Source organism: Lysinibacillus sp. FSL K6-1151, assembly GCF_038630755.1.
GTDB classification, from domain to species: domain Bacteria; phylum Bacillota; class Bacilli; order Bacillales_A; family Planococcaceae; genus Lysinibacillus; species Lysinibacillus fusiformis_D.
Genome location: NZ_CP152040.1, coordinates 3,167,228 through 3,191,432 on the forward strand (window position 1 = coordinate 3,167,228; position 24,205 = coordinate 3,191,432).

Sequence of the window (24,205 nt, forward strand, 5' to 3'; positions counted from 1 at the left end):
TATGAAAACTGGACTAGAGGTAAACTCTTTAAAAACATTCCAAACAGAATTAACACGTTTCTTTTTAGCCTACAAATTTGCTCTACAGGAAGTAGAAACGAAAATAAATATATTGCAAGAAGAATTTAAGTTGATTCATGAATACAATCCAATTGAGCATATTTCCACTCGTGTAAAATCACCGAAAAGTATTTTAGCGAAGATGATGAAAAAAGAGCTTCCCCCATCCATGGAGGCTGTTCGTGAAAATATTCGTGATATAGCAGGCGCTCGCATCACCTGCTCTTTCGTGGAAGATATTTACAAGGTTAGTGCCATGTTACAGGCACAGCATGACATTGAGGTTGTTGAAGTGAAGGATTATATTGCTTATCCAAAAGAAAATGGCTACCAAAGCTTACATCTCATTATTAAAATTCCTATCTTTATGTCAGACCATATGGAAAAGGTTTACACAGAGATCCAAATTCGTACAATAGCAATGGATTTTTGGGCAAGCTTGGAGCACAAAATTTATTATAAGTATAACAAAGATGTACCCGAGCATATTCGTATTGAATTAAAAGAAGCCGCACTACAAGCAGCCGAATTAGATCGAAAAATGGAGCGTTTGAATAAAGAGATCAATATTTTAAAAGAAAATGAAGCAGAGCCATCATTACTAGACAGTACCCCTATTTCACATTTAGCGAAATACTTAACAGAACTACCTAACAATCAATGACACTCCGTTGTCATTATGACCAAAACTAAATGAACATAAAAATCCACCTAGCTTTCGGTGAGAAAAGCAAAAGACCCAATTGTCCAATGTTCTTTTTCACAGAGAGTGAGGTGGATTTTTACAGTTTTAAAGCTTTGTAATGATTATGCCTGCTCCTTGGATTTCGTCGCTACAAAGAAGGAGAAAATAAGGGCACAAATGGCAAAAACAAAGGTAGCGACATAAACATAGCTTACGCCATTCGCAATAGTTTCTTTTAAAAAGCTTACTTCTTCTAGACTAAAGCCACCTCTTGCAAATTCACCATTTAATTGAATTTCACCTTTTCCTAATGAAGCCATTTTTTCACTCGTTGCTAAGTTAAAAATCATCCCAAATAGTGCTGCCCCAATCGCTTGACTAAATGTATTTGTAAAGGAGTTTAAACCAATTGAGATGCCAAGCTGCTTCGGATTTGCCACCTTTTGAATGGAAATCATCAACATTGGCATGATAAAGCCCATTCCTAGACCAACTAATGATGAAGCGAAATAAGCATTGAAATCGCTAGAACCTGAAGATAGTCTTGCCAGTAATAGAGTACCCGTAACCAGTAAAATTGTCCCCATTTGAATAATTCTTTTATTCGTTAAACGCCCGATTAAATAACCTGCCATAATGGAGTTTACCGTCCAGAAAATAGACATCGGTGTTAATAATAAGCCTGCTTGTGTTGCATTTTTACCAAGAACACTTTGGGCAAATATCGGAATATAAACCGTTACACCAATCACAATAGACATCCCGCTTAATGTTAAGGCATTTATGACCATTAGTCGCCCATTTTTAAACAGTGCTAACGGAATAATTGGCTCTTCAGCTCGTAATTCCACCCAAATAAAAATACTAAGGAAGACAACCGCAATTAGATACATTAGCAATGATTGACCTGATAACCAAGCCTGCGTTTTACTGTTTTCGATAATCACAAATAACAACGCCACCATGCCAATTGTAAATAGTACAGCACCTAGGTAGTCAATTTTACGCTTCACCGCTTCTATTTGCTCTTTATAATGTTTCGCAATTAAATAAATAGATGCTAAACCAAATGGTACATTAATGAAAAAAATAAAGTGCCATGACACTTGGTCTACAATAAAACCTCCAAATAATGGACCAACTACGCCAGACACGCCCCATACCATACTTAAATAGCTTTGTCCTTTGGCACGCGCTTTTTCAGTCTTATACAGCTCCCCAACCATTGTTAATGTGATGGGTAAAATTGAACCTGCACCAATACCTTGGATTGCACGAAAGACAATTAATTGCTCCATCGATTGGGCTAAACCACATAACATCGAGCCTACTAAAAAAATAATAATCCCTGTAATAATCATCCGCTTGCGTCCAAATAAATCAGCTAGCTTGCCAAAAATAATCGCAGCAATAGCAGAAGCTAGTAAATAAGCGGAATAAATCCAGCTAATTAAGTCTACGCCTAATAAATCAGCTGTAATACTTGGAATAGCCGTACTTACAATTGTTCCTTCAATTGCGGCAAGTGCTGTTACAAGTAATAGTGCAATAAATACTTTATTCATCCTGTCACCTTTTCCTTTCCTGCATAACAAACATTACCAAGTTTGAACGAAAAATAAAAGAGGAAGGAATTCATTTGCTGAAAAATAATAAATGATATTTATAGATTGCTTTGCATTTTGATAGAAAAAAGCAGCAAGTTCATCAATTGACACTTGCTGCTAATCACCTATCAGTTAAATCGTTGGGCAATCATATCATATATATATCGTGCTTGGTCATATTCAGGTTGTAATGTAAAGGCTTGTTTCAAATGATACATTGCATCTTCCGTTTGTTCTGTGGAAACGGCATAGAGCACGCCTAAATTATAATGTGCATCTGCATTATTCCAATCCTGCTCGATTAAGAGATCCAGTTCCCTCTTCCCTTCCTCAAACATTTCTAGCGCACATAGCACAATCGCATAGGTTAAACGAATTTGTGTATCTTCTGGCGCAATTTCTACGGCACGTTGTAAATAGGGCAATGCCAGTTTTGAGTTCTCCATACGCTCAAAGCATTTCCCCATCATATAATAAACATCTGCCCCTTCAATCTGATGTTTAAGTGCTTGTTCATACAGTTTTGCAGCTTCCGCATAGCGTTCCGCATTATAATATAAATTGGCTAAACCGTAATAAGCTGTCGCTGCAGTTTCATCTACAGTAATCGCCTTTTGGAAGAAACGTTCTGCACGTTCTGTATCCTCTAACACAGCTAACAAATTGCCGAAATTCACATAACCAATGGCATTTTCGGGCTCTGCTTCAATTGCTTTTGTAAATAGTTGGGCAGCATCCTCATAACGTTTTTCTTGAAATGCTTGAATGCCCTGTTCATTATAATTCATTCGTTCTTCACCTCTATGTAGCGAAAGACTGCTTCTAGAAAGCCGAGAGGCAGTAAGAGCAGTCTTAACGCAAGTTATCCAACATATGTTAGTTTTTCATTACTTTTAAAGACTTCGTCAATCGTACCGCCACCCATACATTCATCACCATTGTACAGCACTACGGCTTGACCTGGTGTAATCGCACGTACAGGCTCTGCAAATGTAATGTGTGCACGACCATCTGGTAAAATTTCAACTTCTACTGGTGTATCTGTTTGACGATAGCGGAATTTCGCTGTGCAAGAAAATTTCCCAGGCAATTTTTTTGTCGAAGTATAGTTCATTTTCACAGCAGTCAATGATGTAGAGTATGAAAACTCATTGTCAAAGCCTTGTCCAACAAGCAACACATTACGCTCTAAATCTTTCCCTAGCACAAACCAAGGCTCACCGTCTCCACCAATACCAAGACCATGTCGTTGCCCAAGTGTATAGTACATTAAACCATCATGTTGTCCCATTACAACGCCATCCATTGTTTCCATTTTGCCAGGTTGAGCTGGTAAATATTGACTTAAAAACTCCTTGAAGTTACGTTCTCCGATAAAACAAATACCTGTTGAATCCTTTTTCTTGGCAGTGGCAAGTCCAGCTTCCTCTGCAATTTTACGCACTTCTTTCTTCTCAATATCGCCAATTGGGAACATCACATGGGCTAATTGCTCCTGTGATAGTTGATTTAAAAAGTATGTTTGATCTTTGTTATCATCAACGCCACGTAACATTTTCACTTCACCATCAACACTTCGATCAATACGTGCATAGTGTCCTGTCGCTAAGTAATCGGCGCCTAGGTTCATGGCATGCTCCAAAAATGCTTTAAATTTAATTTCTTTATTGCACATCACGTCAGGGTTTGGTGTACGCCCTGCTTTATATTCTTCTAAAAAGTATGTGAAAACTTTATCCCAATATTGTTTCTCGAAATTGACAGCATAGTATGGGATACCGATTTGATTGCACACTTTAATCACATCATCATAATCTTCAGTCGCTGTACAAACACCGTTTTCATCCGTATCATCCCAGTTTTTCATGAAGATCCCGATTACTTCATACCCTTGTTGTTTTAACAAGTATGCAGCCACCGATGAATCTACCCCACCTGACATGCCGACGACAACGCGAATTTGTGAGGGGTCACGTGTTTCTTTCATTGTGGTCACCTTTTCTTTTATCTAATTACAGTTGATGCTTCAAAAGTTATAGAAACATAACGTCGTATTGCGCAAATTATTTGGTAGCTAGTTTTTTCACAATTTGAGCTGTTTTTTCCGCTGCATCGCGTATATCGTTTTCCGTTAAATCTTGCCCAAAGCTAAATCGGATGGAGTTTCGTAATTCCTCTGCTCCTTGCCCGAACATCGCTACTAACACATGCGATGGATCAATCGAACCAGCGGTACATGCTGAACCACTTGATACACAAATACCTGCCATATCAAGATTCACTAGAAACGATTCTACTTCCATCCCTTTAAAGCTAATATTTAGTACATGAGGCAATGAATGCTTTTCTTCACCATTCACATGGAACGCTAGCTTTTCCTGTGTAAAAACTTCGAGCATAATTTGCTTAAAGTGATTGTATAGTGAACGCTTTTCTTCACGCAACTTATTTGCAACTTGCACAGCAGTCGCAAAACCAATAATGGCTGGAATATTTTCAGTACCTGCGCGACGTTTTTTCTCTTGTGCGCCCCCAAGAGCAAAGCTCGCTAACGGTGTTCCTGTCTTTTGGTAAAGGAATCCAACACCTTTAGGACCATTGATTTTATGTGCAGATACACTCAATAAATCCACCTGTAATTGGTTTACATCTATTTTCTCCAAGCCGTAAGCTTGAACTGCATCTGTATGGAATGTGGCATGATGCTCACGCAATAGCTCACCAATTTCAGCAATAGGCTGAATTGTACCTACTTCATTATTACCATACATAATCGTCACTAAAATAGTATCTTCGCGAAGGGCTTCTTGAACATCCTCAACCGCTACACGTCCCAATTGATCTACTGGTAAATAGGTCACCTCAAAGCCATCGCGTTCAAGTTTTTCACAAGTATGTAACACCGCATGATGCTCTACTTGTGTTGTAATGATGTGTTTCCCTTCGTTCGCACGGGCATAGACAGTGCCTAAAATGGCTGTATTATCAGCTTCCGTGCCGCCGCTTGTGAAAATAATTTCCCCTGCTTGGGCACCGATGGATTTCGCTAATAACTCACGTGCATTGTCTAAATATTTTCGTGCTTCTCGACCTGCGCCATGAATACTTGATGCGTTGCCAAAAACCTGCTGCATAGCAGTCGTCATCGCTTCTATTACTTGGCCATTCATCGGAGATGTAGCCGCATGATCGAGATAAATATATGAATTCATGTTGAAAACTCCTTTTTGATCAATTACGCCTCGACGTAATTGTCGCTGACACTTCACTTTCGCGCAGATAAACAATACGTCCATTCTTTTCAAACTAATGAGTAACAGTTAGCCTACTCTCGTCACATTCTGTGACAACGGTAACTGACCTGCATCATGCAGACCTCTCTTCAAAATCTGTGACTTTCGCCAGAGACTATATCTTGATTCAGTGATCGTTTGAACACTCACTGAAAAAATCAGCACCGCATTCAGCTCACCCTTCATAAGTGGAGTCCTCTCCTGAATCAAGATCAGAAGCGCAAAAACCCACATCACTCATCGTAAAAATAGCCATTGCGATAAGACTATTTCACAAAATGAATGAGATTGATGCGGGCGTAGCACTTTAGCTCGAACATTTTAAATATAGAACATGTAACCTTCCGCTACATTTTCTTCTGTATATTGTGCTAGGTCTTCAATTGTCGTTGTATCTAACACATTTTTTACTGCATCGCGAATACGTAGCCATAACTCTCGTTGTGGCGCTTCCTCATTTTCAATACCCTCTACTGGTTGAATAGGCCCTTCTAGCACACTAATAACATGGGCTGCTGAAATTTCGCTAGGTGGATTCGCTAGCATATAACCTCCATAAGCACCACGTACACTTTTTACTAAGCCTGAATTACGAAGCGGAGACACTAATTGCTCTAAATATGCTTCAGAAAGCTCCTTTTCCGCAGCAATTTTACGCAATGGAATCGGCCCTTCACCATAATGCTTTGCTAATTCAATCATAATCGTAAGCCCGTAACGGCCCTTTGTTGAAATTTTCATTTTATCACCCTCAATTAGTCTAGTCAAAATACTACAAACAGTATATCATAATCTCCTCTTGATGAACTCGGAAATACACCTAGAAGGATGTGATATACTAATAAATGCGATTCAAAATCGTTCAAAAATAACAATCAGCGCTTTATTTTAGCGTATAAACATGGTCGAAGCAAAAAATGACAACGACTGAAAGGGGGAACTAAATTGCATAATGAACCACTCGCTTTTCGAATGCGTCCTTTAACCCTTGATGAAATAGTTGGGCATCAGGATTTCATTGGTCCCAATACAGCCCTGTATAAAATGATTCAAAATGAACATGTACCTTCCATGTTGCTATACGGAGAACCTGGAATCGGTAAAACTTCTATTGCCAATGCCATTGCAGGAAGCTCCAAGCTCCCTTTCTTTGCACTCAATGCAACGCGAGCTGGCAAAAAAGATGTGGAGGATATTGTACAAGAAGCCAGAATCTCCGGAAAAGTACTTCTTTTTTTGGATGAAATTCTTGTATAACGTAAATTAGATATAATATCGAATACACCTCTTAAAACTTTTAAAACCATTGGGATTAAAAGTTTTTTATTTTATCCGATAAATAAGAATATTGGATAAAATTATAGAGGAGAGACAAGTATGTTTCAACCAAACTTAAAATTTTTGCCAAAAAAATTCAAATTACCAATAAGTATGAATGGATCAGTAATATATGATGAGGTTTATGGTATTGGTCTCTACAACGAAACCTTAGATATAATATTACCAACTCCTCTTTCTACATATATAAGAACTACATACAGAGGTAAAAGTGGGTCCCTTAGTTCTCAGAAGAGTGGAGCATATGAATTAACTAAATTCCTAAACTTTATCCTAGAGAAAATTGAGAAAGGAGATAGCGATTACGTAGATTTAACAGATGAAGGATTATCTGGTTTAAGGCTTATTCATGGTTCAGAATATATTACAAAATACACTGAGCTTACTCTTGAAGATAGTCATAGAAGCCCAAACTATGTATATACAATAGAAAATTATCTTATTAATTTTTATAACTGGCTTAAGAAAAATTCTTTGATTCAATTCGAATCCACTTATAACAATTCTCCTTTTAACGATTATGAATTAGGAACAAGATACCCAACTAAAGATGAACGTATAAATATTAACCTATCTGATTTTGGAAGCAACAGATTAAACCTTGTTTTAAAATTTATAGACATTTCTCTGAAAATTGCTCCAGAAATATCATTAGGGATATGCTTTCAATTTTTTGGAGGCTTACGTATTGGAGAAGTTGTTAATTTAACTAAAGAGGCTATTACCAAACCACTTTATTGGTCAAATGATAATGGGAGTAATCAATTTATTTTAGAAATAAGAGACCGACAAAACTTATTATTCGGTCATAAGAAAAATTGGACACATGAGCAAGTTAAACGTCCTCGAAATCAAGCTGTAATGGTTAGCGGTCTACTATCAAACATATATACTGAGCACAAAAAATACTTAGCTTCAGCAGAAAATAGTACCTCAGTTAAAGAGGCATTATTTATCTCACCTAGGGGGCACCTACCTATGTCCGGGAAAAATTATATAGATAAATTCAATAAAGTTAAAAAGGCTTTTTTAACTTATTTAAGCCAAAATGAGCAGGTTGAAGATTATTTATTTTTAACAGCTAAACCTTGGTCTACACATATTTGTAGAGGTGTATTCACTAATATTCTTTTATCATCCGGAATGCATCCTATTGAGGTAGCAATTGCGAGAGGAGATAAAAACACCAATACAATTATGAAATATATTGAAGAACTTAATTCTATACAAGAAGTAACCATAGCGTTAAACAAATTATACAAAGACCTAGAATATAACCTTTTTGATTCGAGAAGTATACCAATTACATTAGAAGAAATGGAGAAAAAGTATGCTTCTAAATATTACACTTGACGAAGCCATAAATTTAATAAAACCAAATATTAATTATTCACTTTCAAATATTGAAAAAGATAAGGACATATATCTTAACTACAATGCATTATGTAATAAGTTTCCTAACATAATGCAAGACCTTGGCAAGAAGTTATTAAAACGTAGGATTGAAACTGGAGATATACAGTATAGATTAACTGATAATAATATTATCGAATATTCACTGTATTCAATTCAAAAATATAATTATGATTTAGCAATCTTTAAAGAAAGTTTTATTGACGTCAAAACTGCAATTATAGAAATGGGTTATTCGAAACAAATTTTTAAAGCAAACCCGCAAAACAGATTGAATATTTTAGATGAAAAGAATTTAATTATACTTATCAAGTTACATGCACCAATAAATCATAGACAAACTTTTTTTGTAAGTAAATCAGATTTAAATAATTTCTTAAATACTTATATAAGTTTTACTGATGCAGCAAACTCTCTCAATGTAAGCTTAAAAACTCTTAAACAATATTGGCTACCAAAATATACTGATGAACAGATAAATCTAATAACAACAGAACCCAACTTGTGTTATGTAAACAAAAAAAACTGGTTAAAGTTTGCAAAAGAAAAAAACAAATCCAATATAATAAGCGCTAACCAATTTGCAAAAAAGCTAAAAGTATCTAATACAACTTTTAATTTAATTGTTGATGAATACAAATTAAAGGGAGAAAAATTTGAATTCAACATTAAATCTAGTACTTATTATAAAGATTCTGATTTAGAATTCTTATTAAATGAACAAGATAAGTTATTATCATATTTTAGTGAGAACTTTTATACAACTAAAGAAACATTGAATATATTCGGTTTAACTCAAAATAATCTTCATAGAGAACTATACACATCCCAAATCGAGACAATTAAAGTCCCCCCACTTATGTATATAGATACTGAACGGTTCGAATTTCGCAGATCAAATAATAAAAATTTATATAATAAAGTAGATGTAAATAAATTAAAAGAGAAAAGGGATTTTGCACAACAATTTGACTATATTCTTCTTCATAGTCAAGAAACACCTATGAACATTTTTATGACCCTGTGTACATATTTAAATTTTGAGTTTGATTTACACTGTAATGAAACAAAAAAACTTTGGTTCAATTACATTAATCAAAAATTCAATAGTAGCCATGCAGTTGAGAGCACTATTCGTAACTATATTCGAACTTGTCTCAATAGTACAGAAATTTTACTAAAAACCATTGGTGAAAAAGAAATCTATAATTGTACTACAGCTCATTTAAAACTAAATATTTTTACTGAAAAATATACTAAAGAAGCCAGATACGAATTAAGCAGGTTTTTATCTAAGGTTTATGATTCACGTGTTGCAAATGGGTTGGAAATATATTACAAAAAGGAATTCCCTTCTTATTACAATGGCATAAGAAATGTTGACAAAGAAACCTATACTTTAGAAGACTATAAAAAATATTTTGATTACTTGAATTCAAAAGATTTACACCTTAGTAAAGCAATAAAATCTGCTATAGCCCAAATAAATGGCGATTACAGTGACAGATATGATTCGACTTGGTTATATTGCTTACTTCACCTTAATAACGCTTGGAGACACTATGATGTAACAACTTTTCCAGTAGTTGATCTTAGTGGTCTTACGGTCTCGAAATTCCCCCCTATAGAAGCATTAGAGAAAATTAAAAATGTAGGATTAAGTAACGAAGATATTAACTTAATTATTTTCAGATGTAAATCTTTGAGATTAAAACATTCCAAGACAAATAAGAAAAGGCATTTTTTTTGCTCAAAAGATTTATCTAATACACTTGCTCATGCAATAGTAATCTGTATTTTAAGAAACTCTATAGTGACTCCTTTATCAAACATGATTATTGAGACTGATAATAAAAAAAGAAATATTAAGGATAAATTTTTAAATACATTATTCCAAGGAGATGCTCTCCTTCCTAAATTCAAATCAAAACAATTTAATAGAACGGTTATTAGTTTAATTTATTCTATTATAAAAAAACAGACAAACGGTAACCCGTTGGATATTGTAAAAGTTGTTAGAAGTCATATAGATATTGAAACAACAAATATTTATACTAATATTCCACAAGAAGATATTGATTTTATTACTACTCAGCTTTTTGACTTAGGAAACTACGGTCATATTTACGATACTTTAACAAAATTACTGATGAATCCCGAAGAATATAAAAATAACCAACAAGACAAAGCAGTTACTAAAATCATCAAACATTTATTTGGCGATGTATATCATATTGAAAGCACAATACAGTTAATTAGAGAAATATCGCAAGAACGAGAAAGCGTTATTAGCATGCTTACTGAACAGTCTTACGAAAAAAATCAGCAGCTTAAATTAACCCTCTCCTTAGGGCAGTTACCTGCTAAACAAAAGGATTATCAATGTATTTTAAAGCAATGTAAGTTCCCTGATTTTGACTGTAATATGTGCCCTTTTGCTGTTTTCAATTTTTATAATATCAACCAATTATGTGAAGAATTCATAGTATTCCTTGAGGAGTATCTAAATAAATTTCATAAAATTGAGTATACAGCTGAAAAAACTAGATTAGCTAACCGATTATATTTTTATTTAATGTTATTACAAGAATTTAAAAACTCCTTTGGAGAAGAAACATTAAACCTTTTCTTACCCTTTAAATTCAATGATTTAAAGCAAATTTTAAAAGAGATTCCTAGTGCGAAAGAATTTACTACACTATCATTTAAGAAAAGAGGTTAAGAATGGCTATAGAAGTACTTGATTCATATGTAAAAGATGCAGATATAGAATCAACAAATAACTTTCGAATATCTGATGCATATGATAATCAAATGTTTGAAGATATATTTTACGATCAAATAGAACAAGGAAATTTAATAACAACTGATTACAATTCTCTTACTTGGAATTTTTATTATAAAACTAGGCAAACACCAAACAAGTTTGATTTTAATAAAATCAATATTTATGGGTCAAAAAAGCTTGATGAAACAGTTAATATTGAACTCGTTCTGAAAGCTTGGGTTTTAAGTAATATTAGTGATCGCTCAATAGAATCTTTAAAGAAATATTTTGATTATACAGTCGAATTTTTACTCATGTCTGATTTCTTTTCAAAAAGTAAATTGGACTTCTGTAATGAATTCTTAATGAGCAATGATGATCGCAAACGCTGGAATTTGTGCATTCCTATATTAAATTTACTAGACTTTCTAGATAATAGTTCATTTGATGATTACTACAAATTATTAATTCAAATTAAAGCTTCTATTAACGTAGAAAATGTTTCGGGGCAAACTAGAGAATTGCCCAATGTTAAAGATGTATTAGTAATCTCACAAATAGTAGATAACTTTGAAAACAACTTAGAATACAAATCTGATGATTATTACGTATTTTTCCCCATTATTTTATGGTGGAAACTTACTAATATTATTCCTATGAGACCGTCTGAATTTGTAAGTATTAATAAAAACGCTTTAAGTATTGAAAACGGGAAGTTTTATATATCATTACCTAGAATTAAAATAAGAAAAAATAGTCGCAGAATACAAATAGTAAACAAAATCGCTATTCCAGAAGAAATTTATACTTTAATAAAAGATTACTTATTTGCTACCAATAATGATAATGAACGAAATAACCTTTTCTCGGTTAAAGGCATCTCAAAAAAACTTCCTGTTTCATCAAGATATTTAGATTTAAATTATGAAATTATGTCTCGACTGTTAAATCGTTTTTATGACTCAATAGTTACAGTAAGGTATAAAGCAATTTTCGAAGAAAAAGTGAGACTGAATGATACAAGGCATTTTGCGTTCATTAATCTAATGAGGCAGGGGTATCACCCAGTAGAAATTGCCCGTTTAGGTGGACATACCTCTTTACAAGCACAATATCATTATCAGCAGCATTTGGATTATTGGGTTGAATTTGAAACTTTACAACTCCTCTATTCTACTTCTAAATCAATTTTTGATAATGATGGCGGGGAACACTATCCAATAAATATAGACTTTATTTTAAATAAAGTCGTACATCCTATAGAACCTACCTATAAAGCTAAATTGGAATTAGGATATTGTACAGATCCATTAATGCTCTGTAGAACAAAAGATTGCATTAATTGTCCTAACTGGGGAATTGATTTGGATGAATTTAATGCTAAAAAAAACATCATTAAAAAACGATTACAAGAGTTAGAAAGCAATATTGATAAAGCCCTTACATCTTTAAAAAAACTGTATGAAATAACACTAAATGATTGCTTTAACGATGATGAATTTTCTAATTTAAATCCTCTATTTCAAAAAGAATTATTTAACGCTCGACTGAAATTAGACGAAGAGCAATCTAAATTATCAAAATTCAAATATAATATTTTGAAGGGTAAAATATATGCAAACTAGAGTGGGAAGAAAAAAGACTGATTTTCCAGTGGGAAAATATAAATACATTCTAAGTTCATTTCTTAAAAATAAACCTAACACGACAAAAATATCATACTTAGGTATATCAAAGCATGCTACGGAACTATTCCATGAAAATAATATTGATATTTTGATATCTCATCATTATTGGAAAAATGGAGTTGGAAAACGCTTAGTAGATGAATATAATTCACTATTAAACCATCAGGAATCATTAAATCCAAGTGAAACTATTATTAGCACAAGAGAAACAGTTAATAAATTCCCAGTGGCAGATGATAATAGTAAACGTAAATTAATTTCAACTCTCGAGATGAATGAAAAGAAGTTATATCGATACGTTGAAAAAAACAAAAAGCTTGAAAATCAAATACAAATTTTAGAAAACGAAGTAAATGATTTAAAAATATTAAACCAATCTCTTAGCAAAAAAATCGAATACTATGAAAATACTTTATTTCAGTGGTTAGAATTAAGTAATAAGAAAGATATTCCATTAATTAATTTATCGAACACTAGCAAATCCAGAAACAAGTTTACTGAAAAGTTTCTAAAAGATATATTTACAGAAAACCCATTTGATTTGTTTAAACAGATTACCTCTTTGAATCATGAAGAATATTTAGATAAAAATACAATTAATTTCAACATCAGGAAAAAACAAAAAGATAGTTTATTGGATGATTTTGACCTTTAGACATCATCTTTTGCTCCAAATATGAGTCTAATCATACTACTCTTTTTTGAGACATTATTTTATAGAGATATACTACCGATAACTGATTGAACTAAGCTGAGTTTGACCCAGCTTAGTTTTTTTAATAACATTTAGGGCATCCTGTACCAAGAGAATTATCTTTTTTGTTTCTATTACAAATCGCGGCTTGCCATTCATGTCCACGTTCACATTGCCACCATACTTTTTTTCCACTTCTTCTTGTTACTTGATATGGAGTTAAATCTCCATTTTTAGTTGGATGCCATTCTTTAGACAGGAAGAAGTTATTTTCGGCTAAAGTGTTACCATCTCTAATTTTCTGAGTATAATTAGCTCTACTACATCGGAGACATTTACGCCCTTTTGCTCGATTACTTACAGAGGCTTGCCACTCATGCCCCTCTTTACATAACCACCATACTTTTTTATTACTATATTTCGATACCAAACCAGGTTTTAACACCCCGTTTTTGGTGGGATGCCATTCTTTTGTTAATTTTGGAAATTGGTCTGCTAAAGAATTTTCTTTTTCTAAGAAAGACATGTTGTTATATATTTGACCTAAATCTCTATCTATATCAATACTCACATTCTTTAGTGATATTCTCTGCTCTAAAGATGTTGAAAGCCTTTCAATAAAATAAAAGATAAATTCAATTGATTCTTTTAGTGATTCAAATGAGTTATTCTCTCTTTGAAAAATAATACAAGACTTATCAGGAAGAGGAGGACAACCATCTTCACGTATTCTTATTAAATGACATTTACCATGCAATTCATTATTTTTTCTGACATCTTTTTCTGCATTTTGATGATAATAAGATCCGTCATATTCAATAGCTAAATTCAATAATGGTATAAAGACATCAATCTCTTGGTTATGATAATTAAATCGATTAATGGTATCAGGAAACGCATTTTTTAAATAGAAAAAAATGATTTGTTCTGGAAATGAGGTTTGTCGGATTGAGTTGCATTCGGAACAACCCGTTCCACGTGTCCTACTGGAAATGGACGCCTTCCATTCATGTCCTTTTTCACAAACCCACCAAACTCGTCTTTTACTACCGGGAAGTACATCTTTTGGAGTTACTTCCTCGTTTTTATCGTAATCCCATTCTGTGGATAATAAAGGAAATGTATTTAGTAAACAATTATCATTATTCACTTTTACATTAGTGCAATAGGGGCATTTACACCCTGATGTGGTGCGAGAGCGAATTACAGCTTGCCACTCATGTCCCTTTTCACAAATCCACCATACTTTGCGGTTGCTTCCATATGTCACATCAATGGCTGTTAATTTTTCGTTTTTCAAAGGATGCCATTCAGTAGCAACTTCGGGATATAGGTATTGGAGAGACATTTCTAATATAGTTTTTTGATTGCAGCAAAAAGGACAACCTGTACCCCTGACTCTGTGAGATATGCTGGCTTGCCACTCATGCCCGACTTTACATATCCACCAAGCCTTTTTATCACTACCTGATGTAACCTCATTTGGAGTGAATTTGTTTTTTGTAGAATGAAACTCATTTATAAGTCCCGGATGCGTAACTGCTATACTGTTCTCCATTGCTACTTTTTTATTGCAACAGAAAGGACAACGGGTTCCATTAGCTCGGTGGCAAATTGATGTTTTCCACTCATGTCCATAAAAGCATAGCCACCAAACACGCTTATTGCTTTGAGGAGCTAATTTGCAAGGATCAAGATTTATATTTTTTTCTTTGTACCATTCTTCTAATAAATTGGGATGCAATGCAGCAAGCGAACCTTCATAAGTAACTTTTAACCCACTACAATATGGACATCCTCTATTTAACAATGTTCTGTTACAAATCTTACTTTGCCATTCATGTCCAAAATTACACCTCCACCAAACTATTTTGTTACTACCATAAGTCAGATTAGAGGGTGACAATTCTATGTTTTTACCATAGTTCCATTCTGGATGTAATTCTGGGTACCTTTCGAATAATAAATTTGATTGTACAATTTTCATTAGCGCTCCTCCTTTCTATCGTAGTGTCTTCAAATCCAGACGAAATATTACAATAGAATCCTTCTAGGTTAATATCACTAGTTCTTTGGATAAGAGGGACTTTTAAGAATTATCTTTTGATGATTATGTAGCTGAAAAAATATGTTACTAAGATAAAATTATGTAAAAAAGATATATTAAACATTCTTTCTGAACTACCCATTAAAATGAGACAATACCTACTTTTTTAAGGGAATATTTTATGACTAAATCTTCAAATGAAGATAATTAAATCGAAACGGAAGTTATAGGGATGTGCTTATTCATTGGGGATAAAATATCTAATGTTCCAATTTGGGTAAATCAATACAATACCACGGAATATAGGCATTTATAAAATTCTATACAGGTTTTTCGCAACAGTTTAAACTAGATGCTCCTTAGTATGAATGAACTTGGGACATCTATATTTAATATTTAATCTTTAATATTTCATCACCCGAGACCGTACAACAACTGAGGATTGCTTTTGAAACATATGGCATTGACGCTCTCGAATCTAAGAAAGGCTTACAATGTATACTTATATTATTTCGTTTATAGCTACCTGCAGGTAAATCATGGTAAAATTCATCTATATAGATATAGGGAGATGAAAGTATGACTAAAACATTTAATAATGTAAATGAAATTAGAAGTAAGAGGTTTCATGGTAGCGAAAAAAGAGATGGTTTTGATACAAGAAATGAATTCCAAAGAGATTATGGTAGATTAATACACTCGCCATCTTTTAGAAGATTACAAGGCAAATCTCAAGTATTTGGTGCTGGTTCCGGTGATTATTACCGAACAAGGCTAACACATACACTTGAAGTAGCTCAAATTTCTAGACAAATTGCAGATAGGTTATCCAAGCTGGATCATGTTATTAAGTTACCTGATAATCCTGGTTTAAAAATTGATCCTCTTGTTGTCGAATGTGCTGCTTTAGCACATGATTTAGGACACCCTCCATTTGGGCATAAAGGAGAGCAAGACTTAAATGAGTTCTTAAAAGCTGCTAATAAAGAGAATTATCAAAGTAGAGAACTGAGCTTTAGATACGAGGGGAATGCTCAGAACTTTAGAATCCTTATGAATTTAGAAGAAAGATACGGTAACTTTAGTGGTTTGGATTTAACACATGCTGTTTTATTGGGAATTAATAAATATCCTTACTCAATTGATGAAAATGAGGAAAAGGGTTTGTACCATACAGAGTGGGAAAAAATCCAAGACATTAGAAATCAGTGGGGTATTCCGAAGGGGAAAGCAACTCTAGAAGCTCAACTTATGGATATATCTGATGATATTGCTTATTCAACTCATGATATAGAGGATGGGATGAAAGCAAAGAAGATTATTCTCAATAATCATTTTCTATTAGAAAATGATTGGTTGAAAGATGCACTTATTGACCAAGTTTCTAAAGCTAAACAAAAGGACCCAGATTTATGGGAGGGGGTTTCAATCGAAATTGAAATCGACACCGTAATGGGTTCATATTTAAAAATCTGGAATGAAATAAAACAAAGATCTAATAATGAGTCGATTGCTCGTCAAGAGTTAAAAGCTTATTATGTAAATAAATTTGCTAGTAGTGTAGGCGTTATAAAAAATGATGATTGGTATAAAGTCTCACTAGTTAAAAGTGAGGATCCTAACATTGAAGATAAATATCTGTGGCGTCAAATGATAATACTTAAAAAACTTGCATGGGTTACATTAGTAGAGGATTTAAGGGTGCAACGACTTCAAAAAAGAGGTGAAATTATAATAAAAGGTTTATGGGAGGTTTTCTCTGATAGAGAGAAAGGTATGAAAATTATACCTAGACACTGGATAACAATATATCAAAATTCAGGATCACCTTGGGAGCGATTTATAGCAGATTATATATCTGGGATGACTGATTCATATGCAGAAAAGTTATATGAAGAATTATTCGGAAGCAGAGCTGGTAATATATACGGTGAATAATCTATATTGTCCCCTGTCCTAGCAAGGGGACTTTCTACAAAAAATCCATGAGAAATTTATTCTCATGGATCCTTTAAATCTATTTTTGATTCACCTTAATCTATATCTTCTTCAACTCTTTCTAAATCCAGCTCCAAATTATTTTGTATTATTTTTTAAATCTTTTAGCCTCTGATATGTCATACCTAGAAGTTTTTCATGACCGCCAAATTTCGGATCATAATATTTTGTTTCCAATAGTTCCTTAGGTAAATATTTTTGATTAACCCACCCATTTGGATAATCATGCGGATATAAATAAGACAAACCGTTTCCTAATTTAGTAGCTCCATCATAATGTGAGTCTTTTAAATGTTTAGGAATATCAAATGCTCTTTCATTTTTCACTGTATTTATTGCCTTATCTAAAGCTTTATAGGCAGTATTACTTTTAGCTGATAAGCAAAGTTCAATTGTTATTACTGAAAGTGGGATACGCCCTTCAGGAAGACCCAATCTTTCCACTGTTTGAATTGCTGGTAAAACTTGAGCACATAGTTCTGGATTAGCTAATCCAACATCTTCATATGCAATAACAAGTAAACGTCTCGAAATAGCTAGTAAATCTCCACCTTCAAGTAACCTAGCTAAATAATATAGGGCAGCATCTACATCACTGCCTCTTATACTTTTTTGAAAGGCTGACAATAAATCATAGTAAACATCGCCTTTCTTATCATGTTGGAATCCTCTACTAGCTATAATTTCTTTTACAGTATCTGTTTCAACAATATACTGACCAATATCATCTCTATCTGATCCCCAAACAATTGTTTCTAATAATGTCAAAGCAGACCGAGCATCTCCTGTAGCATTGCTTATTAGATCTAATTGCTCATCACTTATCAGGATTTTAAATTCACCTAAACCTTTTTTTTCATCTGACAAAGCATTCTTTAAAACTTTTTTTATAGAGTCAGTGCTTAAATTCGACAACTCTTTAATTTGACCAACACGTGACAATATAGCGCCTCTAACACTATGATAAGGGTTTTCTGTAGTCGCACCAATTAATACGATTGTACCGTCTTCTAAGGCCTTTAAAAGGGCATCTTGTTGAGTTTTATTTAGTAGATGTATTTCATCAATGAAGAGTAATGTATTTCTAGTTAATTTAGACTCATAAATGACATCATCAATTTCTTTTTTACCAGCTGTTGCTGCATGAAGAGCTGTAAAATCTTTTTTTGTACTGTTTGCAATTGCAAATGCTATTGAGGTTTTTCCTGTTCCAGGAGGGCCATACAGAATTAAAGAAGGAATAAAACCATTTTTTACAGATTTATACAATGTCGATTTTGGACCAATAATTGTATCTTGTCCTATTATTTCTTCAATTGCAGTAGGCCGCATTCTATATGCTAAGGGTTCATTAAATAGCATCCTCTTCCTCCTAAATTCTTAAACTATTAATAGATTTTTTTATAAGTATAACAAAAATCTCGCTAGAATATCAGTTCTGTATTTACTAACAAATTACACTTCATTAATATTAAAGTAAGGGAGGTATATAATGGTAATAAATAATGAACAAGCACACAAATTTTTTTTAGAACAAGGCATTACCCATTTATTTCACGCTAATACTCTTGGCACTTCTTGTACCTTTATTAATGCAGGAGGATTATTATCACGAGGTTGCGTAGAAAGGAATGGATTATTCCAGACTGTTCAAAGCTCCGATACAGCTGATAAGACTTTTGATGTTTGGAATGATATTTTCTTAGATAGTGCAGATTTACATAGTCTATTTAATAGAATTAATTTTTATGGCCCTGTACTTTTCAAAATTAAAGTAGATATTTTATTAAGTGAAAATCTACCTGAATTATATGTTACAAAAAGTAACCCACGAGATTGGACCGTACAAGAAACTAAAAATGATCACTACTTTACAAACTTTGATGCATTCAAGCGTGTATATAAACCGGGTAAGTCTTTTCAGGAAATGTTGACACTTAAAAACACATTTTCTCCATTACCATTTGAAGGATATCTAGAAGAAATTATTTTAGATAATCCCCAAAGATCTTTAATGATAAATTCTGCATACAAAGATGTGTATCAAGAAAGCTATACTATTCTAAAGAACTGCATGGATAACAGCCCATATAACTATAACAATGTGAACATTACTACCAGAAATTGTTGGCCATTTTGTAATTGCGATGACATGTATCAGGAAACATTTGAATCTACAATTAGAAAACTTTTCTTAAAAAGAGCTCTAATAACTAATACTTAAATCCTCAATAGATAAATATCCCCAATAATTTTACATGAGAGATACAAGAATATGCCGAAACGTAAATAACAAACGTTTCGGCATATTTATATAGTATCAAAAATCTTTTACATTACTATCTATATACTCGTCTAAAATTTTGTATTGAATCCTATCTTTTTCTACCCAACAAATAAACCACTCTTCTTTTCGCGACCTATCTGACCATTTTTCCATATAGCACTCCCATACTAATTCTAAATTACATGCAGCTAGAAATTCTTGTAAAGATTCCATTTTAAATAATAAGTTGCTTTCAAACCCAAAATATTTCGAATCAAATGCAATTATATCACCCATCTGATTTTTCCATACACTTTCGGAAGACTGAATTAAATTAAAGTATTTGACAAGGTTATGATTTGGCATTAAATAGGTATATGTTGATCTTTCTAAACTGTTAATATCCGTATTACTTTCCCACAAATATTCCCAAATTGAATCTTCAAATTTAATTCCTTCGTTATTCTCATTATAAAAATTAGCTTCAAAAGCAGGGTGCCAAAAATGCTCGAATGCATAAACACCTGATGAATGTGGCCATGAAACACCTAGATTTCTCTTCTCTAGCCTTGTAGAAATATATTTATCTTTATCATTTTCGGACAATAAAATTGCTTTAGTTTTAATACAAAATTCATCTTTATCTTCAAATTTCTCACCTTTATTTTGCTGTACAAGCAGTTGTGCCAAAGAAATATATTTTTCTTCTTCAAAATCGATAAAAATAAACTTTTCTAGTTTATTAAATTCTTCTTTTGACAGAGCCCAATCCTTACTAGGCTTATAGGGTAATAAATTAGATATTAAATTAGTATCCTTCTCTTTCGGCGGAGGAATTATTAATGTAGGATCATAATTTCTTATAAACGAATCCCATATTCCTGTATAATCTCTATATATTTTTTTTGTTCCTAAATAATGTTCATCTTCTTTCAACACCATAATTTCCGTTTCTTGAGGCGTATATATACAATCATTTTCCTTAGAGTTAAATCGATGTCGAAAAGCTAAAAGCCTTCTTTGTGACTCTTTCTCTTTAAACTGCATATACTCTGGTGTATATAATCTTTCTTCTTCATAAATTGGATAATTATCAGTCAATCTAGCCAATAATTCATAAAATGCTAACCATTGATATTTTTTTCCAATACGTTCTACCTTATTCTCATATCTATCGTAGTTTTGTAAATTCCTATCGTAATATCCATGTATCTTTTCATCATAACCATATTCGATTATTCTCATAATAGCTATGTTACTTAAGTCTTGATCATTAAATTGATTTTTCCAATCCCTTAATGCACTACCAAATGTATATCTACCAAAATCTCCGTACCTACCTGTACCTCGCCCATATTCAGTAGTCATTGAATTAACAATGTAATCAAAACCACTATACTTAAGGTTCATCTCTTCCTTAATCTCATTACGTTTTTGATCTATATCTTGAATAGTATATGAATTTCTAAACCATCCACTTGAATACGGTGGGTTAATTTTCAAATAATTTTTAGGACTTGCAATTCCTTTGTCCATAAAAAATAATATAATGCCTCTTGCATAATCTCTGATCAGTATATTTGGATATACTTCATCTTTTTTAAAAATATTATTGTATATAATGTCTACTATGTCTTTAACTTCGGAAATCGATTCCAACCTAACAATCGCTCCATATATACTTGCTAATAATCTTTCTAAAATATACGGATCATTAATACTAATAAATTTTGTTAAACTATCTACCATAATTTTAGGCTCTTTTAAATATACTCTTGTTAATGCATTAGTAGTAATATCTCGTAAAGATTTATTAGTACATATAAGTAGCCAAATTAAGGTGTTAGAAAGTAGTAAGAAATTCTCGTATTTAAAACTTTGATAGCTTATATTTTCTTTCAAGACAAGTTCTATTAGTTTTTTAGAGACTTCTATATTATTATTTATTGCTATTGTCCAACTACTATCTCGATCAGATATAGACATTTCAAATAATAATTCATTGAGGAATAGAATATTAATAGGTGAATCTTTAACTATAGCTTGCTTAATTAACCTTTCATATGTTAACCCTACCAAATCTATATCATCTTGCGCTAAGCAAATTTTTATCCATCTTTTTGTATTATTATTAATATATTGTACATTTCTCCATGAAATCCCTCTAATAAAAGATTCAGCCAATCCAATTCTAATATTTTTGTCTTCTAAAACATCTAATAATTCCAGTTTTAATTTTTCAGCAAATACAATAGTCAAACTTTCATTTATACCAGCATAAAAATAATCATCCGAATTAATTAAATCCGTTATTATTTCTGGATTATTATTATATCTCTCAGTTATATTCAATGAGATGTAAATATCTGAAAATCGCTCATACGTGAAATAAACTAATCCCTTACCTTTATATCCATTATTTACAGTCAACAAACTTTCTTCTACTAACCCTAATATTAGTTCTCTATAACCTGATGTATATGTACTAGATACATCTTTTATTATTTGATAGAATTGTTCATCTTCAATATATTGTTCTTCATTTTCTAGAAATGTCTCTGCAAGGGCTCTCAAAATCTTGTCTACTAAATTTATTGAACTTGGAAATGAGAACCTTGGATCTATTGATAATCTCCCATTAACTTTATCTACATATTTTTCTAACACTTCAACTATGCTCCAGCCTTTATAACCATCGTACTTTTCATCAAAAGCTTCACAATAAATTTGCAAAAACAAAGGATTATAACACTCACTCTCCATAGAAGGAAAAATTAGAGGATTTATTTTATAAAAATTAAAAAAAGGTCCTAATTGTTCTATTGTTAACTCTTCAAATCCTTTATGTTCTAACCTATGTAATGGAAAATCTTTATCTATATTTTCTGGTAAGATACTTCTGATAAAGTTGCTTCTAACAGATAAGACTACAGAAATCCACTCAAATCCTTTAAAATAGTTCAAAAAATTCAAGAGATAATTTCTCCAGAAAAATTTACCTTCACCTTCATTCATTGCATCAATAATTAGCAGCATTTTTTTATTTTTCTTTTTCGCTCTATTATTCATCTCATGAAAGAAATAATCCTTAGAACCTTTATAATCTATTAGGCTTAACATTTGATTAATAGGAGGCTCTTTAGTGTTTAAATGTTGGCCCAAATACATCAAAACCGTATGTCCATTTATCGCCAATTCTTTCGCATTATCAGCTAGTAAATGTGACTTTCCTATACCACCATCCCCATAAATCAAAAGAAAGGGTTCTTTTATTAAATACGGATTATACAAATTTACCTTTTCTTGTATTTCTCTCTCCTTCGTATAAATTTCATTAATTGAACTCAAAAAAAATGATTTAATATGATTAAAATTTTCTTCGTACATTTTATATTTTAATTCGTCAAGCTCTCTACTGAATTTCTCTATTTCATTCAAAAGTATATTAAGATTTCCGCTTATATAAAAATCTATAGAATAATATTTTGATTCATTTAGAGTATTTAGCAAATCTGTTATGAAGGTTTTATCTATCTGTGATTCAGATAAATGATCATTGAATAAGATTTCTAACTCCGTAATTTTTCTATTTAAATTATCGAAATCATTTCCAAATTCAATAATTACCGAGCTATTTGCAACTAAGGATTTAAAAATTTTATTATGTTTAGTTTCCACGTTAGCTTCTGCATTATATCTTTTGCCTAAATCATTTATGTTTCTATCTAAGAACTCATTTAAATATTCTTCATCAAATCTCTTTATATGGGATTTTTGTTCCATTTCGTAGAGATTTGATTCTAAATAATTCTTTAAGCCCTCAGTATTCTCAATAATACTACTTTGAATGTTTGCAATAATACTCATTTCATTAGTTTTAAATTTTGTATCTCTAATATTTTCCAAGTAATTCAAAAGATCTTCAAAATAAGCATAGACTGAGGGGTCGTTTGATAATTCTTGTAACTTAGCATTTCTTCTATAATCATTGATTGAATGAAGAGCTAATTCAGATAAATACTCTATAAAATCTACTTTCGATTGATTCTTAAAATCTGCTCCAAAAACATAATGAAATATTAAATAAGAATTTTTCTCTTTATTTAAAAACTGCTGAAATGTATTTGAATCAACAGAAGTACCTTCATATTTTTTTTGAAAATCTTTAATTTTTTTCAACTTATTCTTTATATACATTTTTTTAAATATTGGACCAGCTATTAAATCAGCAATTTTTCCAATAACTGGTTTAAAAGCGAATGTTATTATTGACAAATTAACCACCTCTATCTAATCAATACAATAATTATAATCTATAGCTATATTAAGTTAAATGCTTAAAAATAATC

15 protein-coding genes and 1 pseudogene are annotated in these 24,205 nt (G+C 32.2%); 8 read left to right on the forward strand and 8 right to left on the reverse strand.

Features of this window, described 5'->3' with window-relative positions; translation table 11 throughout:
- The first annotated feature begins 1 nt into the window (after window position 1).
- A complete protein-coding gene (locus MHI04_RS15275) occupies window positions 2–724 on the forward strand; it encodes a GTP pyrophosphokinase family protein (RefSeq protein WP_036124348.1) in 723 nt (240 codons plus the stop codon).
- Between the two features lie 143 nt (window positions 725–867).
- Here MHI04_RS15275 and MHI04_RS15280 read toward each other — a convergent pair whose 3' ends face one another.
- From MHI04_RS15280 to MHI04_RS15300, 5 genes are all read right to left on the reverse strand, one after another.
- Window positions 868–2,310, reverse strand: coding sequence for an MDR family MFS transporter (locus tag MHI04_RS15280; protein WP_342534987.1), 1,443 nt, complete (start codon window positions 2,308–2,310; stop codon window positions 868–870).
- 170 nt (window positions 2,311–2,480) lie between these two features.
- Window positions 2,481–3,140, reverse strand: a complete 660-nt coding sequence (locus MHI04_RS15285; RefSeq protein WP_058844059.1) for a tetratricopeptide repeat protein — start codon at window positions 3,138–3,140, stop codon at window positions 2,481–2,483.
- Between the two features lie 74 nt (window positions 3,141–3,214).
- Window positions 3,215–4,339, reverse strand: a complete 1,125-nt coding sequence (gene mnmA / locus MHI04_RS15290; protein WP_058844058.1) for a tRNA 2-thiouridine(34) synthase MnmA — start codon at window positions 4,337–4,339, stop codon at window positions 3,215–3,217.
- 76 nt (window positions 4,340–4,415) lie between these two features.
- Window positions 4,416–5,564, reverse strand: a complete 1,149-nt coding sequence (locus MHI04_RS15295) for a cysteine desulfurase family protein (protein ID WP_036124356.1) — start codon at window positions 5,562–5,564, stop codon at window positions 4,416–4,418.
- A 402-nt stretch (window positions 5,565–5,966) separates the two neighbouring features.
- Entirely contained in the window at window positions 5,967–6,386 is a 420-nt protein-coding gene (locus MHI04_RS15300; protein ID WP_008181126.1) for an Rrf2 family transcriptional regulator, read from the reverse strand.
- Between the two features lie 204 nt (window positions 6,387–6,590).
- Between MHI04_RS15300 and MHI04_RS15305 the strand changes: the two are divergent.
- The 5 genes and pseudogenes from MHI04_RS15305 to MHI04_RS15325 form a co-directional block, all read left to right on the forward strand.
- Window positions 6,591–6,893, forward strand: a pseudogene (locus tag MHI04_RS15305) (AAA family ATPase); the annotation flags it as partial.
- 129 nt (window positions 6,894–7,022) lie between these two features.
- Window positions 7,023–8,336, forward strand: coding sequence for a hypothetical protein (locus MHI04_RS15310; protein WP_342534988.1), 1,314 nt, complete (start codon window positions 7,023–7,025; stop codon window positions 8,334–8,336).
- Window positions 8,314–11,118 (forward strand): hypothetical protein, encoded by a 2,805-nt coding sequence (locus tag MHI04_RS15315; RefSeq protein WP_342534990.1) that lies wholly within the window; start codon window positions 8,314–8,316, stop codon window positions 11,116–11,118. Before MHI04_RS15310 ends, MHI04_RS15315 begins: the two co-directional genes overlap by 23 nt.
- 2 nt (window positions 11,119–11,120) lie before the next feature.
- Window positions 11,121–12,788 (forward strand): site-specific integrase, encoded by a 1,668-nt coding sequence (locus MHI04_RS15320; protein ID WP_342534991.1) that lies wholly within the window; start codon window positions 11,121–11,123, stop codon window positions 12,786–12,788.
- On the forward strand, window positions 12,778–13,506 hold the full coding sequence (locus MHI04_RS15325) for a hypothetical protein (RefSeq protein WP_342534992.1): 729 nt from the start codon (window positions 12,778–12,780) through the stop codon (window positions 13,504–13,506). Before MHI04_RS15320 ends, MHI04_RS15325 begins: the two co-directional genes overlap by 11 nt.
- Window positions 13,507–13,627: 121 nt before the next feature.
- Here MHI04_RS15325 and MHI04_RS15330 read toward each other — a convergent pair whose 3' ends face one another.
- Window positions 13,628–15,532, reverse strand: a complete 1,905-nt coding sequence (locus MHI04_RS15330; RefSeq protein ID WP_342534993.1) for a zinc-ribbon domain-containing protein — start codon at window positions 15,530–15,532, stop codon at window positions 13,628–13,630.
- A 639-nt stretch (window positions 15,533–16,171) separates the two neighbouring features.
- Here MHI04_RS15330 and dgt point away from each other — a divergent pair.
- Window positions 16,172–17,530 carry a dGTP triphosphohydrolase gene (gene dgt / locus MHI04_RS15335; protein ID WP_342534994.1) on the forward strand — a complete coding sequence of 453 codons (1,359 nt, stop codon included), beginning with the start codon at window positions 16,172–16,174 and terminating at the stop codon, window positions 17,528–17,530.
- Between the two features lie 138 nt (window positions 17,531–17,668).
- Here the strand turns inward: dgt and MHI04_RS15340 are convergent, their stop codons facing one another.
- A complete protein-coding gene (locus MHI04_RS15340) occupies window positions 17,669–18,952 on the reverse strand; it encodes a replication-associated recombination protein A (RefSeq protein ID WP_342534995.1) in 1,284 nt (427 codons plus the stop codon).
- A gap of 130 nt (window positions 18,953–19,082) precedes the next feature.
- Between MHI04_RS15340 and MHI04_RS15345 the strand changes: the two genes are divergently transcribed.
- On the forward strand, window positions 19,083–19,814 hold the full coding sequence (locus tag MHI04_RS15345; protein WP_342534996.1) for a hypothetical protein: 732 nt from the start codon (window positions 19,083–19,085) through the stop codon (window positions 19,812–19,814).
- 96 nt (window positions 19,815–19,910) lie between these two features.
- Here MHI04_RS15345 and MHI04_RS15350 read toward each other — a convergent pair whose 3' ends face one another.
- The gene (locus tag MHI04_RS15350; protein WP_342534997.1) at window positions 19,911–24,131 is read right to left on the reverse strand and encodes an ATP-binding protein; all 4,221 of its coding nucleotides are present in this window, start codon (window positions 24,129–24,131) and stop codon (window positions 19,911–19,913) included.
- Between the last annotated feature and the right edge of the window lie 74 nt (window positions 24,132–24,205).